Raw genomic sequence first — 17,060 nt, forward strand, 5'->3', positions numbered from 1 at the left:
CGGGCTCCGCGCGTCAGGGGCAGTGGCTCGAGCAGATCGGTTTCGGCGGTCCTCGCGATCGAAACGACGGGAGCAGGCTGAACAACGGCGGACGTTTATCCCGAGTCCGACCGTCGCTCCGGTATGACGAGACACGTTAGCGAGACACAGGTCCGCAACTGGTTAGACGAGACGGCGATTCGAGGCGTGACGGCCCATGCCGACGAGGACACCGCGTTCAACCTGCAGGTCGAACTCTCGCGGCTGCCCGTCCACGTCATCAAGGAGGCGGAGTTCGGTCCCGTCCGAATCGTCGGTCGAAGCGGGTTCGACACGGAGCGAACGAAGGAACTGCTCCGCGACGATCAGCGCCGGAGCGAACTCCTTCAGTACGTCGGGCCGATGCTGGCGGCGACGCCGGGATTCTACACGTTCCTCGATCCGGCCGGAGAGTCCTGTCAGCTCCGACGTGCGGAGACCGTTCAGGTCGAGTATCGCATCTACCCCGAGAGCGCCTCCCAGCAGGCCCTGATGGACGGAATCATGTCGATCGCGACGAGCATGCGTTACGTCCGAAACGTCGTCGCGACGATCGGCGCCCGAGTGGAACCGAACGCAGACGAGTGACCGTCGTCGACGGCGAAGCGGTCGTTCTGCCGTGTCTACCCCGAGGAATCGATTCGCGGCGCTGCCGACCGCTTCACCCGTTCGGTGGAGGCCGAACATTTACTTCGGCTGTCGTGTGACATAGCCGTATGACGCTACTCGTGCCCTTCGATGGCTCGAAACTGGCGAGAAAAGCGCTCGAGAAGGCCGCGACGTTCGGGGACATGCTGGACGAGGAGGTCGTCGTACTGACGGTGATTCCCGACGACGCCGACTACGCTCGAGACCGCGGCTGGATCACCGAGGGGGAGCCGTTCGATCCGGAAGCCATCGAATCGGGCATCGAGAGGCGAGCGTCGGACGTCGCCCCGGAAGCGACGTTCCGAACCGAACGCGTCAGCTCCGACGAGCCCACCGCGACGTCGACGAACAACGTCGTCCGCGCGATCCGACGGGTCGCCGGCGAGATCGGTGCCTCGGTGGTCTTCATCGGCTCCGAGAACGCCGGCTCGGTGATCGCTCCCCAGTCCAGCGTCGGCAGCCCGGTCGCCAACGACCAGCGCTACGACGTCTACGTCGTCCGCGAGCCCGGCGAGGACGTCGATCCCGAGGACATCACGGACATCGATTCGACCATCGAGTGATCGGGTCCGCTGTGCACGACGGCGGTCGGTCCCGATCGATCGCGGCCGATAGCGTTCGCGGCGCGAAAATCGGAGCCAGTTTGTAGTCAGTCGAGGCCGTCTCGAGTAGACGCGTGTTCGCACGGAGTTCGGAACCGACGAGAATCGAAGGACGACGGCGGGATCGACCGCGGAGGCGCTCGTGACGCCGGCGGCGTCGATCCCCGTCGAGGACCCGATCCTCATCTTCGGGCTGGCGATGACCGTCTTCCTGATCGCGCCGCTGGCGCTCGACCGCTATCGGCTCCCGGGGATCGTCGGCGTCATCGTCGTCGGCGCCGCGATCGGTCCCAACGGGTTCGGCGTCCTCGAGCGCGGCGAGACGATCGTCCTGCTGGGCGAGGTCGGGATCGTCTACCTGATGTTCGTCGCCGGCCTCGAGATCAATCTCACCCAGTTCATCGCGTACAAGGACCGGAGCGTCGTCTTCGGCGTCCTCTCCTTCGCGGTTCCGCAGGCGATCGGGATCGTCGTCGGCCACTACGGCCTCGGACTCTCCGTCGGCGCCGCGGCGCTGTTCGCCGCCATCTTCGCCTCGCACACGCTGCTGGCGTATCCGATCGTCAGCAGGCTTGGGATCGCGAAGACCGAGAGCGTCACGGCGACGATCGGCGGGACGATCATCACCGACACCCTCGCGCTGCTCGTCCTCGCGGTCGTCATGGCCGGCGAGGCGGGCGAACTCGGGCCGATATTCTGGCTCTCGCTGGCGGGGAAACTCGCGCTCTTCTTCGCCGGCGTCTGGCTGCTCGTCCCCCGACTCGGCGAGTGGTTCTTCCGGACGGTCGATCAGGAGAGCTACTTCGAGTTCCTGTTCGTGATGGCCGTGCTCTTCGGCTGCGCCTATCTGGCCGAACTCGCGGGCGTCGAGTACATCGTCGGGGCGTTCCTCGCCGGACTGGTCCTCAACCGGTTGATCCCCGAGAGCGGCCCGCTGATGAATCGGATCGAGTTCGTCGGTAACGCGCTGTTCATCCCCTTCTTCCTGCTCTCCGTGGGGATGCTCGTCGACGTCTGGGTCCTGACCGAGGGCCTCGAGACGCTGACGATCGCCGCCGCGTTCGTCGGCCTCCTGCTCCCGACGAAGTACGCCGCGGCGTGGCTGACCGCGCGGCTGTACGGTTACTCCCGCGACGAGACGATGACGATGTTCGGCCTCTCGCTGGGCCAGGCCGCGGCGGCGCTCGCGATCGTGCTCATCGGCTACGAGGCGGCCCTGTTCGGCGAGGCGATGCTCAACGCCACCGTGCTGATGATCCTCGTCGTCAGTGTGGTCAGCCCCGCAATCGTCGACCGTTACGGACGGGGCATCGTCCGCGCGTCCGAACGCGTCGAGTACGATCCGCGGGCCGCTCCGCAGCGGATCATGGTTCCCGTTTCGCGCGAGTCACAGTACAGCGAACGGCTGCTCGATCTCGCCCTACTGGTCCGCGAGTCCGATGAAGGTCAGCCGCTGTACTCCCTGAGCGTCGCCGCCCCGGGTACCGGCGCCGAGGCCGACGTCGCGGACCTCGAGTCGCGACTCGAGGCGAGCGAGGCGTACACGGCCGGCGCTGAGGTCCCCCTCGAGAGTCAGACGCGCGTCGACGCGAACGTCGCCTCGGGGATCGCCCGGGCGACCCTCGAGAACCGGATCACGACGCTGGTCATCGGCTGGGACGGCGCGGCGCGCCACCAGCGCGTCTTCGGTCACGTGATCGATCAGGTGCTTCGCCGGACGAAGCAACTCGTCTTGGTCTCGCACGTTCGCCAGCCGCTGAATACCACCGACGAGGTCGTAGTCGTTCTCCCACCGGGGATCGACCACAACGACGGGTTCTCCGAGGCCGTCCACACGGTCAAACACCTCGCGGACCAGGTCGGCGCCCCGGTTCGCGGACTCGTCGTCGGCGGGAACTCGGACCAGTTCGAGCGCGTATTCGAATTGATCGACCCCGACGTGCCGGCGACGTTCGAACGAGTCGACGACTGGGACGCCCTCGAGGCGCGCCTCCGAGAGGACGTCGACGAGACGTCGCTGGTCGTTCCGATGAGCGCCCGCCGGGGGACGATGGGCTGGGATCCGGCGCTGCGGACGCTACCGACGACCGTCGCGGAACTGACCGACGGGAACTTCGTGGTGGTCTATCCGGCGGTCGGCGAGCGAGGCGACGATCGGCAGTTCCTCCAGTTCCGGTGACTGAGCCACCTGAATCTCCAGAGACGTTCTGAGAGAGGACTTCTCGAGACTTAATCAGAGTAAAAGTCGAGCATACGGCGCGCTCGGCGTTTTTTCATCGAAGTTTTTTGACGGGGGTTGAGGCTGGCGTCTTCGACGCCAGCCGATGCCCCCGTTAAAAAAGTTCGGTACCTAACGCTTATTCCACTGTCTGCCGTCGGTTCGAACGAGAATGGTCGATCGGAACGGGTGGGAACGGGAGCAGCCCGTCCTCACCGGGTCGCCCCGAAGCCCACCGTCGTCGTTCGTCGAGCAGGCGAACGTTTCGGAGCCGGGGATCTACGAGGAGTTCGAGGCGGAGTGGCCGGAGTGCTGGGAGCGGGCAGCCGACCTGCTGTCGTGGGACGAGGCGTACGATACCGTCCTCGAGGACAGCGAGGCCCCGTTCTACGAGTGGTTCTCCGGCGGGAAACTGAACGCGTCGTACAACTGCCTCGATCGGCACCTCGAGGCGGGGCGGAAGAACCACGCCGCGATCCGCTGGGAGGGCAAACAGGGCGAGCGCCGGACCTACACCTATCGCGATCTGTACGTCGAGGTCAACGAGGTCGCCGCGGCACTGTGCGAGCTGGGCGTCGAGGAGGACGACGTGGTGACGATCTACCTCCCGATGATCCCGGAACTGCCCGTCGCGATGCTGGCCTGCGCCCGCATCGGCGCGCCCCACAGCGTCGTCTTCGCCGGGCTCTCGGCCGACGCGCTCGTCACGCGGATGGACGCCGCCGACAGCGAGTACCTGCTGACCTGCGACGGCTACTACCGCCGGGGCGACGCCTTCAACCAGAAGAGCAAGGCCGACAACGCCCAGCTCAAACTCGAGCAGGACGTGCGGACGGTCGTCGTCGACCGGCTGGGGGAGGATCTCCCCCACGTGCTCGGCGACGAGGAGTACGATTACCACGACCTCCGCGAGGAGTTCGCCGGCGAGACCGTCGAACCGGTCTCGCGGGACGCCGAGGACATGCTGTTCCTGATGTACACCTCCGGGACGACCGGCGAGCCGAAGGGCGTCGTCCACTCCACGGGGGGCTATCTCGCCCACGTCGCGTGGACGAGCCACGCCGTCTTAGACGTCAAGCCCGAGGACACCTACTGGTGTGCGGCCGACATCGGCTGGATCACCGGCCACTCCTACATCGTCTACGGCCCGCTCGCGCTGGGGACGACGACGGTGATGTACGAGGGGACCCCCGACTACCCCGACCGGGATCGGCTCTGGGAGATCGTCGATCGCAACGCTGTCGACGTCTTCTACACGGCCCCGACGGCGATCCGCGCGTTCATGAAGTGGGGCGAGGAGTACCCCGCGGAACACGATCTGTCGTCGCTGCGCCTGCTCGGCAGCGTCGGCGAACCGATCAGTCCCCGCCCGTGGAACTGGTACTACGAACACATCGGCAACGAGGCCTGTCCCGTCGTCGACACCTGGTGGCAGACCGAGACGGGGGCCGTGACGATCTCGACGCTCCCGGCGATCGACGAGATGAAACCCGGCGCGGCCGGGCCGGGACTCCCGGGGATCGACGTCCGCGTCGTCGATAGCTCCGGCGAGGCGGTCGATCCGGGCGACACGGGCTATCTCACGATCGCCCGCCCGTGGCCGGGGATGGCCCGGACGCTGTACGACGGCGACGACCGCTTCCGCGCGGAGTACTGGGACCGGTTCTCCGACCCCGACGCCGACGAGTGGCACTACTTCAGCGGCGACGCCGCCCGGATCGACGAGGACGGATACGTCACCGTCCTCGGCCGGGTCGACGACGTGATCAACGTCTCCGGGCGCCGGCTGAGCACGATGGAGATCGAGTCGGCGATCACCGACGTCGCCGGCGTGGCCGAGGCCGCCGTCGTCGGCCGCTCGAGCGAGGTGAACGGCACCGACATCTATGCCTACGTCAGCACCGAGGGCGGCTACGACGACGAGACCGCCGTCCGCGGGGCGATCGTCGACAATATCGAGGCCGCGATCGGACCGATCGCCCGTCCCGAGGCGGTCGTCTTCACCCCCGAACTCCCCAAGACGCGTTCGGGCAAGATCATGCGTCGGCTGCTCGAGGACGTCGCGAACGGCGAGGAGTTGGGCGACACCAGCGCCCTGCGAAACCCGGAGATCGTCGGCGAGATTCAGGCGGAGATCGACGAGGAGTGAGTCGCCGCGGTCGTTTCGCGCTTTCAAATTACGCGAAACGAAATGGCTGAATCGCGATGCACACGATTCCCAAACAGAGCGTGACAGCGCTGAGGATGCCGACACAATTATATTCGCGCCATTAGAATGAGCGAAGCATGAGTCTCGAGGGGGTCGACGCGTCGACGCTCGCGCGCGAAGAATACGAGGTCCTCCTCGATGCCGCCGAAACCTACCGGGAGGCGCTGGTGGTCCGCCTCTGTGGCGACGTCGGGCTTCGGCCGCGGGAACTGACCGAACTCACCGTCGACGACGTCGAGCAGGTCCGGATCGAGCCGCCCCGCTATCTGGTTCGCGTCCCGGCCGTCGACGGGGGAGCGGCGCGGACGGCGTATCTGCCGACCCGCGTCGAGCGGGAACTACGCCGCTACGCGCGGAGTAACGGGCTGACGACCGACGACCGGATCTTTCCCGTCACGGCGCGGCGCCTCCAGATGCTCGTCTCTGACGTCGCCGATCGGGCCGCCGAACTGTTCGACCGACCGGGCCTGGCCGACGTCTCCACGAGCGACCTCCGGCGGTACTTCGCCCGCCGGGCGCTGGTCGACCACGGCGTCAACCCGCGGGTGGTCAAGGCCGCCGGCGGCTGGCGGAGCTTCGAAGCCCTCGAGTCGTACCTGCCGGAGCCGACCGACGCCGAGATCGTCGACTCCTTCGACGCCGTCGAACGGCCGTCCGGACCCGGCAGCGACCGAAGCGACGGACCGATCGTGGACGACGACGGCGTCATCCGGCTGTTGCTGGCCGCCAGCGACCGGTACGCGCTGTTGCGCCTGGACGCCGACGGCTACGTCGAGCGCTGGAACCGGAGCGCGGCCGCGATGTTCGGCTATCGGGCCGGCGAGATCGTCGGTACGCACGTCTCGACGTTCTACACCGACGACGCGGTCGACGAGGGCGTCCCCGAACGCGCGCTCTCGACGGCCATCGAGGAGTCGGGCTACGAACACGAGGGGTGGCGCGTCGGCGAAGACGGATCGCGGTTCCGGGCGACCGAAGTCATCTCGCCGCTGCGGGACGATCAGGGGCGTCACCGGGGCTTCGCCGTCTTCGTCCGCGACGTCTCGCCCGCCCACGAGGAACTCGAGGAACACCGGACGCGGCGGAACGAACTCGAGCGCCGGTACGCCGTCGCCCGGGCCCACCGCGGGGTCACGCGAGCGCTGCTCGAGGCGACCGACCACGAGGAGATCGAGGCGAACACCTGCGCCGCGCTGACGGCGGGCCGGGCCTACGAGTACGCTTGGATCGATCGGGCGACCCACGCGGACCGGCGGACGGACTCGCGGGCCGCCAGCGGGATCGACCCCGACGCCGTCGATCCGCTGGTCCCGGACGAGTGGCGAGACGACGATGGCGGGACGACCGACGCCGCGACCGAGCCGTCGACGATGGCCGTCGCGACCGACGTCGCCCTGGCAGTCGACGGCGACGCGGTCGACGCTGCGGCGGACGGAGACGACGCGACCGGTGCTCTCGCCCGCATTCCGCTGCGCTACGGCGACACGGTCTACGGTACCCTCTCGGTCGCGACCGACGCGGCCGCGGCGTTCGACGAGGAGGAACGGAGCTGGCTCGAGACGATCGGTCGACAGGTCGGCTACGCCATCGCCGCGATCCGGCGGCGGAACCTCCTGCTGTCCGATCGGGTCGTCGAACTCGACGTCGAGTGTCGCGACGACGACTCGTTCTTCGTCGCCGCCTCGCGGCGACTGGGCTGTCGGTTCGAACTCGACTCGCTCGTCCCCGTCTCGGAGTCGACGCAGCTGTACTACCTGCGCCTCGAGGACGCCTCGCCGGCCGACGTCTTCGACCTCGCGGCGGACGAGTCCGGCATCGAGGACTACCGGCTGGTCGAGACCGACGCCGAGGGGTGGCGCGTCGAGTTCGTGATCGATAGCTCCTGTCCGATCGTCACGCTCACCGAGTACGGCACCACCGTCCTCGAGGCGCGCTTCGAGGGCGGAACCGCGACGATCACCGCTGAGTGCGCCGCCGACGCCGATATCCGGACGATCGTCGACGGGCTTCGCGCCGTCTTCCCCGACTCCGAACTGATCGGCAAACGCGAGACCGAGCGGACCGTCCGGACCGCCCGGGAGTTCCGCGAGGGGCTCGAGGACCGACTGACCGACCGCCAGGAGGCGTCGCTGCGGGCGGCGTACTTCGGCGGCTACTACGACTGGCCCCGCGAGAGCACGGCCGAGGAGATCGCCGACGCGATGGGGATCTCGTCGCCGACGCTCCACAACCACCTGCGGAAGGGTCAACACGAACTGCTGCGAACCTTCTTCGACGATCCGGCCGGCGACGAGTCCCACGAGATCGGCTGAGCGCTGTCGCGACGGACGGCTGATGCGTGTCGCGACGGACGACTGACGGCACGCGACGGACGATCGCCGGCCGTTACGAGCGGAGCCGGCCGGTCGTCGTGTCGTCCGATCGGATACTAACCCTCTAGATGAACACCCTGCACATACAGGGTCCGGCGACGACTGAGCCCGGATCGACTCGCGATCGCTCGTCGCGCGACCGCCTCAGCCGGGGACTCGAGGCGATATAAGCGGCTATATGCTCCTAATATAGTCAATATTCCCTAGCTATTTCCCCCTATATCGGGTCGATTTTGCACAACTAGATGGCGGCTTTACTATGCCAGTTGTGTTTGGGTGTGGTGTATCATGTCACAGGAGGACGCCAACCTCGAGGCCCGCCTCGAGGAACAGGAGACGTTCGAGCCCCCCGAGTCGTTCGTCGAGCAGGCGAACGTCTCGGATCCGGGGATCTACGAGGAGTTCGAGGAGAACTGGCCCGAGTGTTGGGAGCGAGCGGCCGATCTGCTGTCGTGGGACGAGGAGTACGACACCGTCCTCGAGGACGGCGACGCGCCCTTTTACGAGTGGTTCACCGGTGGGGAACTGAACGCCTCGTACAACTGCCTCGATCGGCACGTAGAGGAGGGCCGCGGCGACAGCGTGGCCATCGAGTGGGAGGGCGAACTCGGCGAGACCCGGACCTACACCTACAGCGAGCTGCTGGACGAGGTCGAGGCCTTCGCCGCGACGCTGCGCGACCTCGGCGTCGAGGAAGACGACATCGTCACGCTGTACATGCCGATGGTCCCGGAGCTGCCGATCGCGATGCTGGCCTGCGCCCGTATCGGCGCACCCCACAGCGTCGTCTTCGCCGGCTTCTCGGCCGACGCGCTGGCGACCCGGATGAACTCCGCGGACAGCGAGTACCTCGTCACCTGCGACGGCTACTACCGTCGCGGCGACGCCCTCGACCACCTCTCGAAGACCAACGAGGGCCTCGAGGGCGTCGAGCACGAGGTGTCCGACGTCGTGGTCGTCGATCGACTGGGCGACGACGTAGAGCACGAGCTCGCTGACAACCAGCGCGACTACGACGAGCTCGTCGCCGACCACGAGGGCGCCTCGGTCGAACCGGTCACTCGGGACGCCGAGGACATGCTGTTCCTGATGTACACCTCGGGAACGACGGGGCAGCCGAAAGGTGTCAAGCACACGACCGGTGGCTACCTCGCCTATACGGCGTGGACCTCCCACGCCGTACTCGACATCGAGGCCGACGACACCTACTGGTGCTCGGCGGATATCGGCTGGATCACCGGTCACTCCTACATCGTCTACGGCCCGCTCGCGCTGGGCACGACCAGCGTGATGTACGAGGGCACGCCGGACTATCCGGACAAGGACCGGCTGTGGGAGATCGTCGAGAAGAACGAGGTCGACATCTTCTACACCGCGCCGACGGCGATCCGCGCGTTCATGAAGTGGGGGGCCGAGTACACCGAGAACCACGACCTCTCCTCGCTGCGCCTGCTCGGCACCGTCGGGGAGCCGATCAACCCCCGCGCGTGGAAGTGGTACTACAAACACATCGGGAACGAGGAGTGTCCCATCGTCGACACCTGGTGGCAGACCGAGACCGGCGGCATGATGATCACGACGCTACCGGGCGTCAACACGATGAAGCCCGGCTCCGCCGGACCGCCGCTGCCGGGCATCGACGCCCGGGTCGTCGACGCGCAGGGCGAGGAGGTCGACGCCGGGCAGGCCGGCTACGTCACGGTCAACAACCCGTGGCCGGGGATGCTCCGGACGCTGTACCAGAACGACGAGCGGTTCATCGAGGAGTACTGGGACGAGTACTCCGACGCGGACGCCGACGAGTGGATCTACTTCCCCGAGGACGGCGCGAAGATCGACGAGGACGACTACATCACCATCCTCGGCCGGGTCGACGACGTGATCAACGTCTCCGGCCACCGGCTGGGCACGATGGAGATCGAGTCGGCCGTCGTCGGCGTCGAGGGGATCGCCGAGGCCGCCGTCGTCGGCGGCGACCACGACGTGAAGGGCGAGGCGGTCTACGTCTACGCCATCCCCGAGGACGGCTACGAGGACCGACACGACGAACTCGAGGAGAAGGCCATGGAGGCCGTCCTCGACTCGATCGGCCCGATCGCCAAACCCGAGGAGATCGTCTTCACGCCCGAACTCCCGAAGACGCGTTCGGGCAAGATCATGCGCCGCCTGCTCGAGAACATCGCCAGCGGCGACGAGTTGGGTGACACCTCGACGCTCCGGAATCCGGAGGTCGTCGACGAGATCGCCGATCAGGTCACGGACGACTGAGCACCACCTCGGTTTTCGAACGATACCACACGATCAGCGACACACTGCATCAAAATATGGCAGACAATAACAGCCACGACACGGACGACGGATCGAACAGTTCGACGAACGACGCCGAGGTGAAAGCCGACGGCGGGGTGGCCAGCGGATCGCCCGCGCGAGCCCACCAGAACACCGACTATCTCAGTTCGGAGGTGAACCTACTGAACCCGAGCACGCAGTTCATGCGGGATCACCTCCGGCTCGTCTGGAGCGGGTTCGCCGTCTGGTTCGTCGTCGTCTTCGGTCCGGTGACGCTGACGCGGTTCGCACCGGACCTGATGACGACGCAGATACCGATGCTCGGCTTCCCGCTGCATTACTTCCTGGTCGCGATCGGCGGACCGACGGGAGCGCTGCTCCTCTCGTTCTGGTACGCCCGCAAGCGCGACGCGCTCGACGCGAAGTACGGGATCGACCACGCCGCCGTCGAAGAGACCGGCCGCGGCGATAAAGGAGCCGCGGCGACCGACGGAGGTGTCGACGAATGATCGGTGCCGCGACCGTCCTCCAGACGGAGGAGCTGCTCCCGGAGGGGCTGGACATCTCGTTCAAGATCGCCCCCTCGGTCCTGGTCCTCGGGATGCTCCTCCTGTTCCTCGCGATCGGCTACGTGTTCCGCGTGGCCGACACCGAGAACATGTGGGTCGCCGGCCGCTCGATCGGGAACGTCGAGAACGGGATGGCGATCGGCGCCAACTGGATGTCGGCCGCGTCCTACCTCGGGATGGCGTCGCTGATCGCGCTGTCGGGCTTCTACGGCCTGGCGTTCGTCGTCGGCTGGACGACGGGATACTTCATCCTGCTGATCTTCATGGCCGCCCAGCTGCGGCGGTTCGGGAAGTACACCGCCCCGGACTTCGTCGGCGACCGGTTCAACTCCGACAGCGCACGCGCTATCGCAGCGGTCACGACGTTCCTCATCGGGTTCGTCTACGCGATCGGGCAGGCCCGCGGGATGGGGCTGGTCGGTCTGTACATTTTCGGTGACTTCGGCGGCGTGATCCCCGGTCTGAGCGGCTACCAGGTCATGGTCGTCGCGATGATGACCATCACGGTCGGCTACCTGACGCTGTCGGGCATGCTGGGCGCGACGAAGAACATGGCCGTCCAGTACGTCATCCTCATCGTCGCGTTCCTCGCCGGCCTCTACCTCGTCGGCTTCACGCAGGGGTACTCGACCGTGCTCCCGCACCTCGAGTACGGGACGCTGATCACCGAACTCGGCAACGAGTTCAGCGAGCCGTTCACGAACGAGAGCTACTACCTCTGGATCGCGACGTGTTTCTCGCTGATCGTCGGTACCTGTGGCCTCCCGCACGTGCTGGTGCGGTTCTACACGGTCGAGAGCGAGCGGACGGCCCGCTGGTCGACCGTCTGGGGGCTGTTCTTCATCTGCCTGCTGTACTGGAGCGCCCCCGCGTTCGCGGCGTTCGGGACCGACCTCTTCGCGGAGAACGTCGGTCCGGTCTACGGCGACCCCGGCATGAGTTCGGAAGCAGGTGACGTCATCGTCGTGCTGGCGGCGCAACTGGCGGAACTGCCCCAGTGGTTCGTCGGCCTCGTCGCGGCGGGCGGTATCGCCGCGGCCATCGCGACGACCGCCGGCCTGTTCATCGCCGGCTCCTCGGCGATCTCCCACGACCTCTACACGAACATCATCAACCCCGACGCGACCCAGCGCCAGCAGGTGCTCGTCGGTCGACTGAGCATCGTCGCGCTGGGCGTGCTGACGACGCTGGCCGCGCTGGACCCGGCCGCACCGATCGCCGCGCTGGTGTCCTACGCGTTCTCGCTGGCCGGCGCGGTGCTGTTCCCGATGTTCTTCCTCGGGATGTGGTGGGAGAACACCAACCGCCAAGGCGCCCTCGCCGGGATGCTTACCGGCCTCGGGATCTGGTCGCTCGCGATGATCAACGAGGTCCTCCCGGCGTACCTGAGCGGCAGTGAAGCACCGCTGCTCTCGGAGTGGCTGGCCACGTGGGTACCGGCGATCGGCGCGGCGCTGGTCGCCGTCCCGCTCGTCTTCGCGATCACCATCGTCGTCTCGATGGTCACCGACGAACCGCCGATGGAGACCAAGCGCATCGTTCGTCAGTGTCACAGCCCCGAACCCATGGGACAGCAACAGACCGCCGAAGACGTCGTGACCGACGGCGGCACCGACGAGACCCCTGCTGACGACTGACCATGTACGACCGAATACTCGTTCCGACCGACGGTAGCGAAACGGCCAAGGCGGCCGTCGACCACGCGGTCGACCTCGCCGAGCAGTACGGGGCCGACGTTCACACCCTGTACGTCGTCGACACCGACTCGATGAGCCTCACCCTCGGCGGCGAACAGCTCGATCGCATCGAACAGGGTCAGTACGACGAGATGGAGGACGTCCGCGAGCGCGCCGACCGCGCCACCGGCTACGTGGCCGACCGCGCGGCCGAACGGGGCCTCGAGACCGTCGAGCACGTCTCGGCGGGACGACCCCACTCGCTGATCGCCGACTACGTCGACGACAACGACATCGACCTGGTCGTAATGGGATCCCACGGTCGCTCGGGCATCAGACGAGCGCTGCTGGGTAGCGTCACCGAACGGACCCTGCGGTCGACCCACGTGCCGGTGCTCGTCGTCGACCTCGAGGAGTAGTCGCGATTCACGGTCTGTTTTTCGCCGACGGACTGACCTCGACCAGCGGCGACGCCGTCGTTCCGAACGGACGGTGCGAGCGCTGGCCCTATCGCTTTCGGGCCAGTTTGAGACTCGCGAAGAAACCGAAGTAGGCGACGATACCCGCGAGCATGAACATGTAGTAGGCCCAGTCCGGGCCCTCGAGAGCGCGGAAGATGACGTCGACGACCGTCACCCAGATGACCGCGAACGCGAGGTCGGCCAGCAGTCCCCACCGCTCCTCGCGGATGGTCTCGAGTCGCTCACCGAGTCCCGTCATCGGCCGCTCACCCGTCCCGAGTCGAATGTATCCATGCGAGCGTATCTCGTGCCCTGCGAAAAAAGGCTATCGTCGGCCGGTCCGACGGCGCGTTCGGCTATCAGTCGTACGTGGCTCGCGGATTCTCGACTTCGAGACCGTCGATCCGACCGAACCCTCCGTCCGACGTCACGACGGGGATTCAGTATTTCCCACGAACGCCACGGTCGTCTTCGCTTCCGACGCGGGTTCCGTTATCGCGTCGTGAGCGAAGCGCGAACCCTCAGTCGTCGTCCGATTCGTCCCCCTCCCAGTACGGAACCTCGTCGTCGATCCGGTAGTAGCCCTCGAGCGTCCGCTCCTCGCGGCCGCCCGGCGGCGAGCCGGCGTAGACGCCGAACCTGTTCGTCTCGGGATAGACGGTGATATCCGGCTCGTTCATCGTCGAGACCAGCAGATATCGCAGGGGGTCGTCGCCGTCGTTGACGATCCGATGGCCGCCGTCTTCGTTCGCCGGGAAGGCGGCGTAGTCGCCCGCCGTCAGCCGCTCCTCGCCGTCAGCGGCGACGAGCAGGCCCTCGCCCGCCAGCACGTACAGCGCCTCCTCGTTGGCCGTGTGGTAGTGATAGGGCCACGAGCGCATCCCCGGCGGGAGTTCGTAGAGGCTACAGCCGAGGTCGTCGGCGTCGACGGCCGTCGCGAGCTCCTTGCGGCGAAACGCCACGTCGTCGGGGTCGGGGTCGTATTCGCTCCACTCGAGCTCGGACTCGTTGATCTTGTCCATACGCTGACCGATATACGTCAGTGGTAGAAGGGTTTTCGAGGGGCTCGAGTCGCGCCGATCATTCGCGGCGAACGGAATAGCCGCGCGACTCCAGGTCCGACGGCCGATCGGAGTCCGCCTCGATCGCCGGCACCGTGAACGAGAAGGTCGCTCCGTCACCGGGTTCGGAGTCGACCCAGATCTCCCCGCCGTGGCGTTCGACGATCCGCTCGCACAGCGCGAGACCGATTCCGGTCCCCGAATGCTCCTCGCGGTCGTGGAGCCGCTGGAACACCTCGAAGATGCGCTCCTGATACGCCGGTTCGATGCCGATCCCGTTGTCGGTGACGGACACCGTCCACTCCGCACCGTTCCGTTCGGCGGACACGTGTATCCGCGGTGGTTCCGCACCGCTGTACTCGATCGCGTTCGAAACGAGGTTCTGAAACACCTGGCGCAGTTGCCCTTCGTCGCCTCGAACGCGCGGGAGCGACTCGGTCGTGATCCGGGCGTCGTGCTCCTCGATTTTCACCGTGAGGTTCTCGCGGACGTCCGCGAGAACGGTCTCGAGATCGACCGGTGCGAACTCGTCGCCCCGCGTCTCGACGCGCGAGTACTGGAGCAGCCCCTCGATCATCTCGCGCATCCGATCGGCGCCGTCGACGGCGAACTCGAGGAATTCGCGGCCGTCCTCGTCGAGTTCGTCGCCGTACCGACGGTCGATGAGTCGCAGGTAGCTCGAGACCATTCGCAGCGGCTCCTGGAGGTCGTGAGAGGCCGCGTAGGCGAACTGTTCCAACCGCTCGTTGGACTCCTCGAGGTCGGCGATCAGCTCCTCGAGTTCCGCTTGGTACTGCCGGCGCTCGATCGCCTCGGCGAGGACGTTCGCGACGCTCTGGACGAAGTTGACGTCCTCGTCGGTGAACGTCTTGGCGTCGGTGTCGTGAGTCCCCAGGATGCCCCACGGCTCGTCGATCGGACCGATGACGGTGCTGATACCGCTGCGAACGTCGTGGTCCGTCAGCAACGCGGGCCCGCCGAACCGCGTTTCCGTCTCGAGATCCTCGACGACGACCGGTCGATCGGTCGAGAGGGTGTAGGCGGCCTGGGAGTCCGACTCGACGGCGGACACCGTCGCCTCGCCGACGATACCGTCCCGCCACCCGACGCCCTGGCGGAGCAGGAGTTCCTCGCGCTCCCGGTCCAGGTCGAGCACTTTGCAGTACTCGTTGTCGAGCACGTCCGCCACTTGCCGAGCCGCTTCGCGCATGAGTTCGTCGAGGTCGTCGGTCTCGAGGGCGAGCTGGCCGAGGTCGGCGACGACCTGTTGCTGGCGGGCCCGTCGCTCGAGTTCCCGCTCGCGCTCCTCGCGTTCGGAGATATCGCGCCCGATGCCCGCCAGCACCGACTCGCCGTCGGGCGTCTCGAGCGACGAGGCGGCGAACTCGTAGGGAATGGCCTCGCCGTCCTCGGTGACCAGATCCGCCGCGAGCTGCAGACTCCCGGTTTCGAACCCGTCCCTGATCGCGTCCGCGGCCGCCTCGCGGTCGTCGTCGCCGACGAAGTCGACGGCGCTCATCGACGCGATGTCCGCGTCCGAGTAGCCCGTCACCTCACAGAGGCTCTCGTTCCAGCGCTGGAGCGTCCCGTCCTCCTCGAGGACGTAGAACACGTCGTGGATGGCGTTCAGCACCTGATCGGTGTACTCTCGATAGTGCTCGAGGCGGTCGTTCGATTCCGCGAGCTGGGTGTTCGCCACCTCGAGTCGTTGCACCGTTTCCTCGAGCTCCGACTGCGTGCGTTTCAGCTCCCGGTTGCGCTGTTCGAGCTCTCGCGTCCGGGTCTTGGCTTCCGCATCGTGGAGGCCGGCCGCGAGGCCGGCGACGCTGGCGAGCGCCGTCAAGATGAACACCGTCGACGAGTCGTCGACGGCCTCGCCGGGCTGGAGACTGTACAGGACGAGGACGCCGAGCATCACGCCGAAACCGCCGAGACACCACTCCGCGACGAACGAGTGGAATTCGCTCCGGATATCGAACGCGGGTAACCGGTATCCGCAGTAGAGGAGGACGAGCCCGGGGCCGGCGATGAGAACGGTGATGATGAGGACGTTTCCCAGCGGTCTCCCGGCAGTAATTCGTACGAGACCCCGTCCCACAGCCAGCGCGAGATACAGCGCTCCGAGAGCGATGATAATGCGTCTCCCGCCGATGGCGGAGATGGCACGGTTCTGGACAGACACTACCGGTCCTATGCCGACCGCTACCATGAGGATTTTGCTGCAAAGCGGGAGTGTCGTTCCCGCTCGGTTTCGAGAGCCGAGCGTTCGACCGGGAAGCGCCCGGTCCATCCCGATCGGCGAACGAGGCCGAACGAGCCGACCGGCGCTGGCCGAAAACGAAACCCCCTAACCTCGTCCGAGAGTGAGTTCGAGCATGCACGACGACAGCGAGGTCGCCGTCCTCCGGCTCGGCCACCGGCCCGGCCGGGACGAGCGGATGACGACCCACGTCGGCCTGACCGCGCGGGCGCTGGGCGCCGACCGCGTCCTCCTCCCCGACAACGCGGGCCAGTCCGAAGAGACGGTCGCGGACATCACCGATCGCTTCGGCGGGCCCTTCGGGGTCGAACGCACCGATTCGCCCCAGGGCGTGATCCGCAACTGGGACGGTCGAGTCGTCCACCTCACGATGTACGGCGAGCGGGTCCAGGACGTCGAGGACGAGATCCGGGCCGCCCACGGGGACGACGGCGAGCCGATTCTGGTCGTCGTCGGCGCCGAGAAGGTCCCCTTCGACGTCTACGAGGAAGCCGACTGGAACGTCGGCGTCACCAACCAGCCCCACTCCGAAGTGGCCGGGCTCGCGGTCTTCTTAGACCGGCTGTTCGAGGGTCGGGAACTCGAGCGCGACTGGGAGGACGCCGACCGGCGCGTGCTCCCGATGGAGACGGGCAAGCGCGTCGAGTCGATCGACGAGGAGTAGTCGAATCGGGCCG

The 17,060-nt window shown here is 66.9% G+C and carries 13 protein-coding genes; 10 read left to right on the forward strand and 3 right to left on the reverse strand.

Going from position 1 to position 17,060, the window contains the following annotated elements; all coding sequences use genetic code 11:
• The first annotated feature begins 123 nt into the window (after window positions 1-123).
• The 9 genes from WD430_RS02490 to WD430_RS02530 all read left to right on the forward strand — a co-directional run bounded on the left by WD430_RS02490 (window position 124) and on the right by WD430_RS02530 (window position 13,020).
• Window positions 124-606, forward strand: coding sequence for a hypothetical protein (locus WD430_RS02490; RefSeq protein ID WP_339104455.1), 483 nt, complete (start codon window positions 124-126; stop codon window positions 604-606).
• A 128-nt stretch (window positions 607-734) separates the two neighbouring features.
• A complete protein-coding gene (locus WD430_RS02495) occupies window positions 735-1,229 on the forward strand; it encodes a universal stress protein (RefSeq protein WP_339104456.1) in 495 nt (164 codons plus the stop codon).
• A gap of 238 nt (window positions 1,230-1,467) precedes the next feature.
• Window positions 1,468-3,447: a cation:proton antiporter gene (locus WD430_RS02500; protein ID WP_339105784.1), complete on the forward strand. Its 1,980-nt coding sequence runs from the start codon at window positions 1,468-1,470 to the stop codon at window positions 3,445-3,447.
• Window positions 3,448-3,658: 211 nt separating this feature from the next.
• On the forward strand, window positions 3,659-5,635 hold the full coding sequence (acs, locus tag WD430_RS02505; protein WP_339104457.1) for an acetate--CoA ligase: 1,977 nt from the start codon (window positions 3,659-3,661) through the stop codon (window positions 5,633-5,635).
• Window positions 5,636-5,772: 137 nt separating this feature from the next.
• Entirely contained in the window at window positions 5,773-8,007 is a 2,235-nt protein-coding gene (locus WD430_RS02510) for a bacterio-opsin activator domain-containing protein (RefSeq protein WP_339104458.1), read from the forward strand.
• A 348-nt stretch (window positions 8,008-8,355) separates the two neighbouring features.
• Window positions 8,356-10,335 carry an acetate--CoA ligase gene (acs, locus tag WD430_RS02515; RefSeq protein ID WP_339104459.1) on the forward strand — a complete coding sequence of 660 codons (1,980 nt, stop codon included), beginning with the start codon at window positions 8,356-8,358 and terminating at the stop codon, window positions 10,333-10,335.
• 56 nt (window positions 10,336-10,391) lie between these two features.
• Complete coding sequence (locus WD430_RS02520) at window positions 10,392-10,865, forward strand: DUF4212 domain-containing protein (protein ID WP_339104460.1); 474 nt, start codon at window positions 10,392-10,394, stop codon at window positions 10,863-10,865.
• Window positions 10,862-12,562: a VC_2705 family sodium/solute symporter gene (locus WD430_RS02525; RefSeq protein WP_339104461.1), complete on the forward strand. Its 1,701-nt coding sequence runs from the start codon at window positions 10,862-10,864 to the stop codon at window positions 12,560-12,562. The genes WD430_RS02520 and WD430_RS02525 overlap by 4 nt, the downstream gene beginning before the upstream one ends.
• Window positions 12,563-12,564: 2 nt before the next feature.
• A complete protein-coding gene (locus tag WD430_RS02530) occupies window positions 12,565-13,020 on the forward strand; it encodes a universal stress protein (protein ID WP_339104462.1) in 456 nt (151 codons plus the stop codon).
• An 88-nt stretch (window positions 13,021-13,108) separates the two neighbouring features.
• Here WD430_RS02530 and WD430_RS02535 read toward each other — a convergent pair whose 3' ends face one another.
• The 3 genes from WD430_RS02535 to WD430_RS02545 form a co-directional block, all read right to left on the reverse strand.
• Complete coding sequence (locus WD430_RS02535; protein WP_339104463.1) at window positions 13,109-13,321, reverse strand: hypothetical protein; 213 nt, start codon at window positions 13,319-13,321, stop codon at window positions 13,109-13,111.
• Window positions 13,322-13,583: 262 nt separating this feature from the next.
• The gene (locus WD430_RS02540) at window positions 13,584-14,084 is read right to left on the reverse strand and encodes a cupin domain-containing protein (RefSeq protein ID WP_339104464.1); all 501 of its coding nucleotides are present in this window, start codon (window positions 14,082-14,084) and stop codon (window positions 13,584-13,586) included.
• A gap of 58 nt (window positions 14,085-14,142) precedes the next feature.
• Window positions 14,143-16,332 (reverse strand): ATP-binding protein, encoded by a 2,190-nt coding sequence (locus WD430_RS02545; RefSeq protein ID WP_339104465.1) that lies wholly within the window; start codon window positions 16,330-16,332, stop codon window positions 14,143-14,145.
• 166 nt (window positions 16,333-16,498) lie between these two features.
• Between WD430_RS02545 and WD430_RS02550 the strand changes: the two genes are divergently transcribed.
• Window positions 16,499-17,047, forward strand: coding sequence for a tRNA (cytidine(56)-2'-O)-methyltransferase (locus WD430_RS02550; protein WP_339104466.1), 549 nt, complete (start codon window positions 16,499-16,501; stop codon window positions 17,045-17,047).
• Window positions 17,048-17,060 lie beyond the last annotated feature (13 nt).

It is taken from the genome of Haloterrigena sp. KLK7 (assembly GCF_037914945.1).
Classification (GTDB): Archaea; Halobacteriota; Halobacteria; order Halobacteriales; family Natrialbaceae; genus Haloterrigena; species Haloterrigena salinisoli.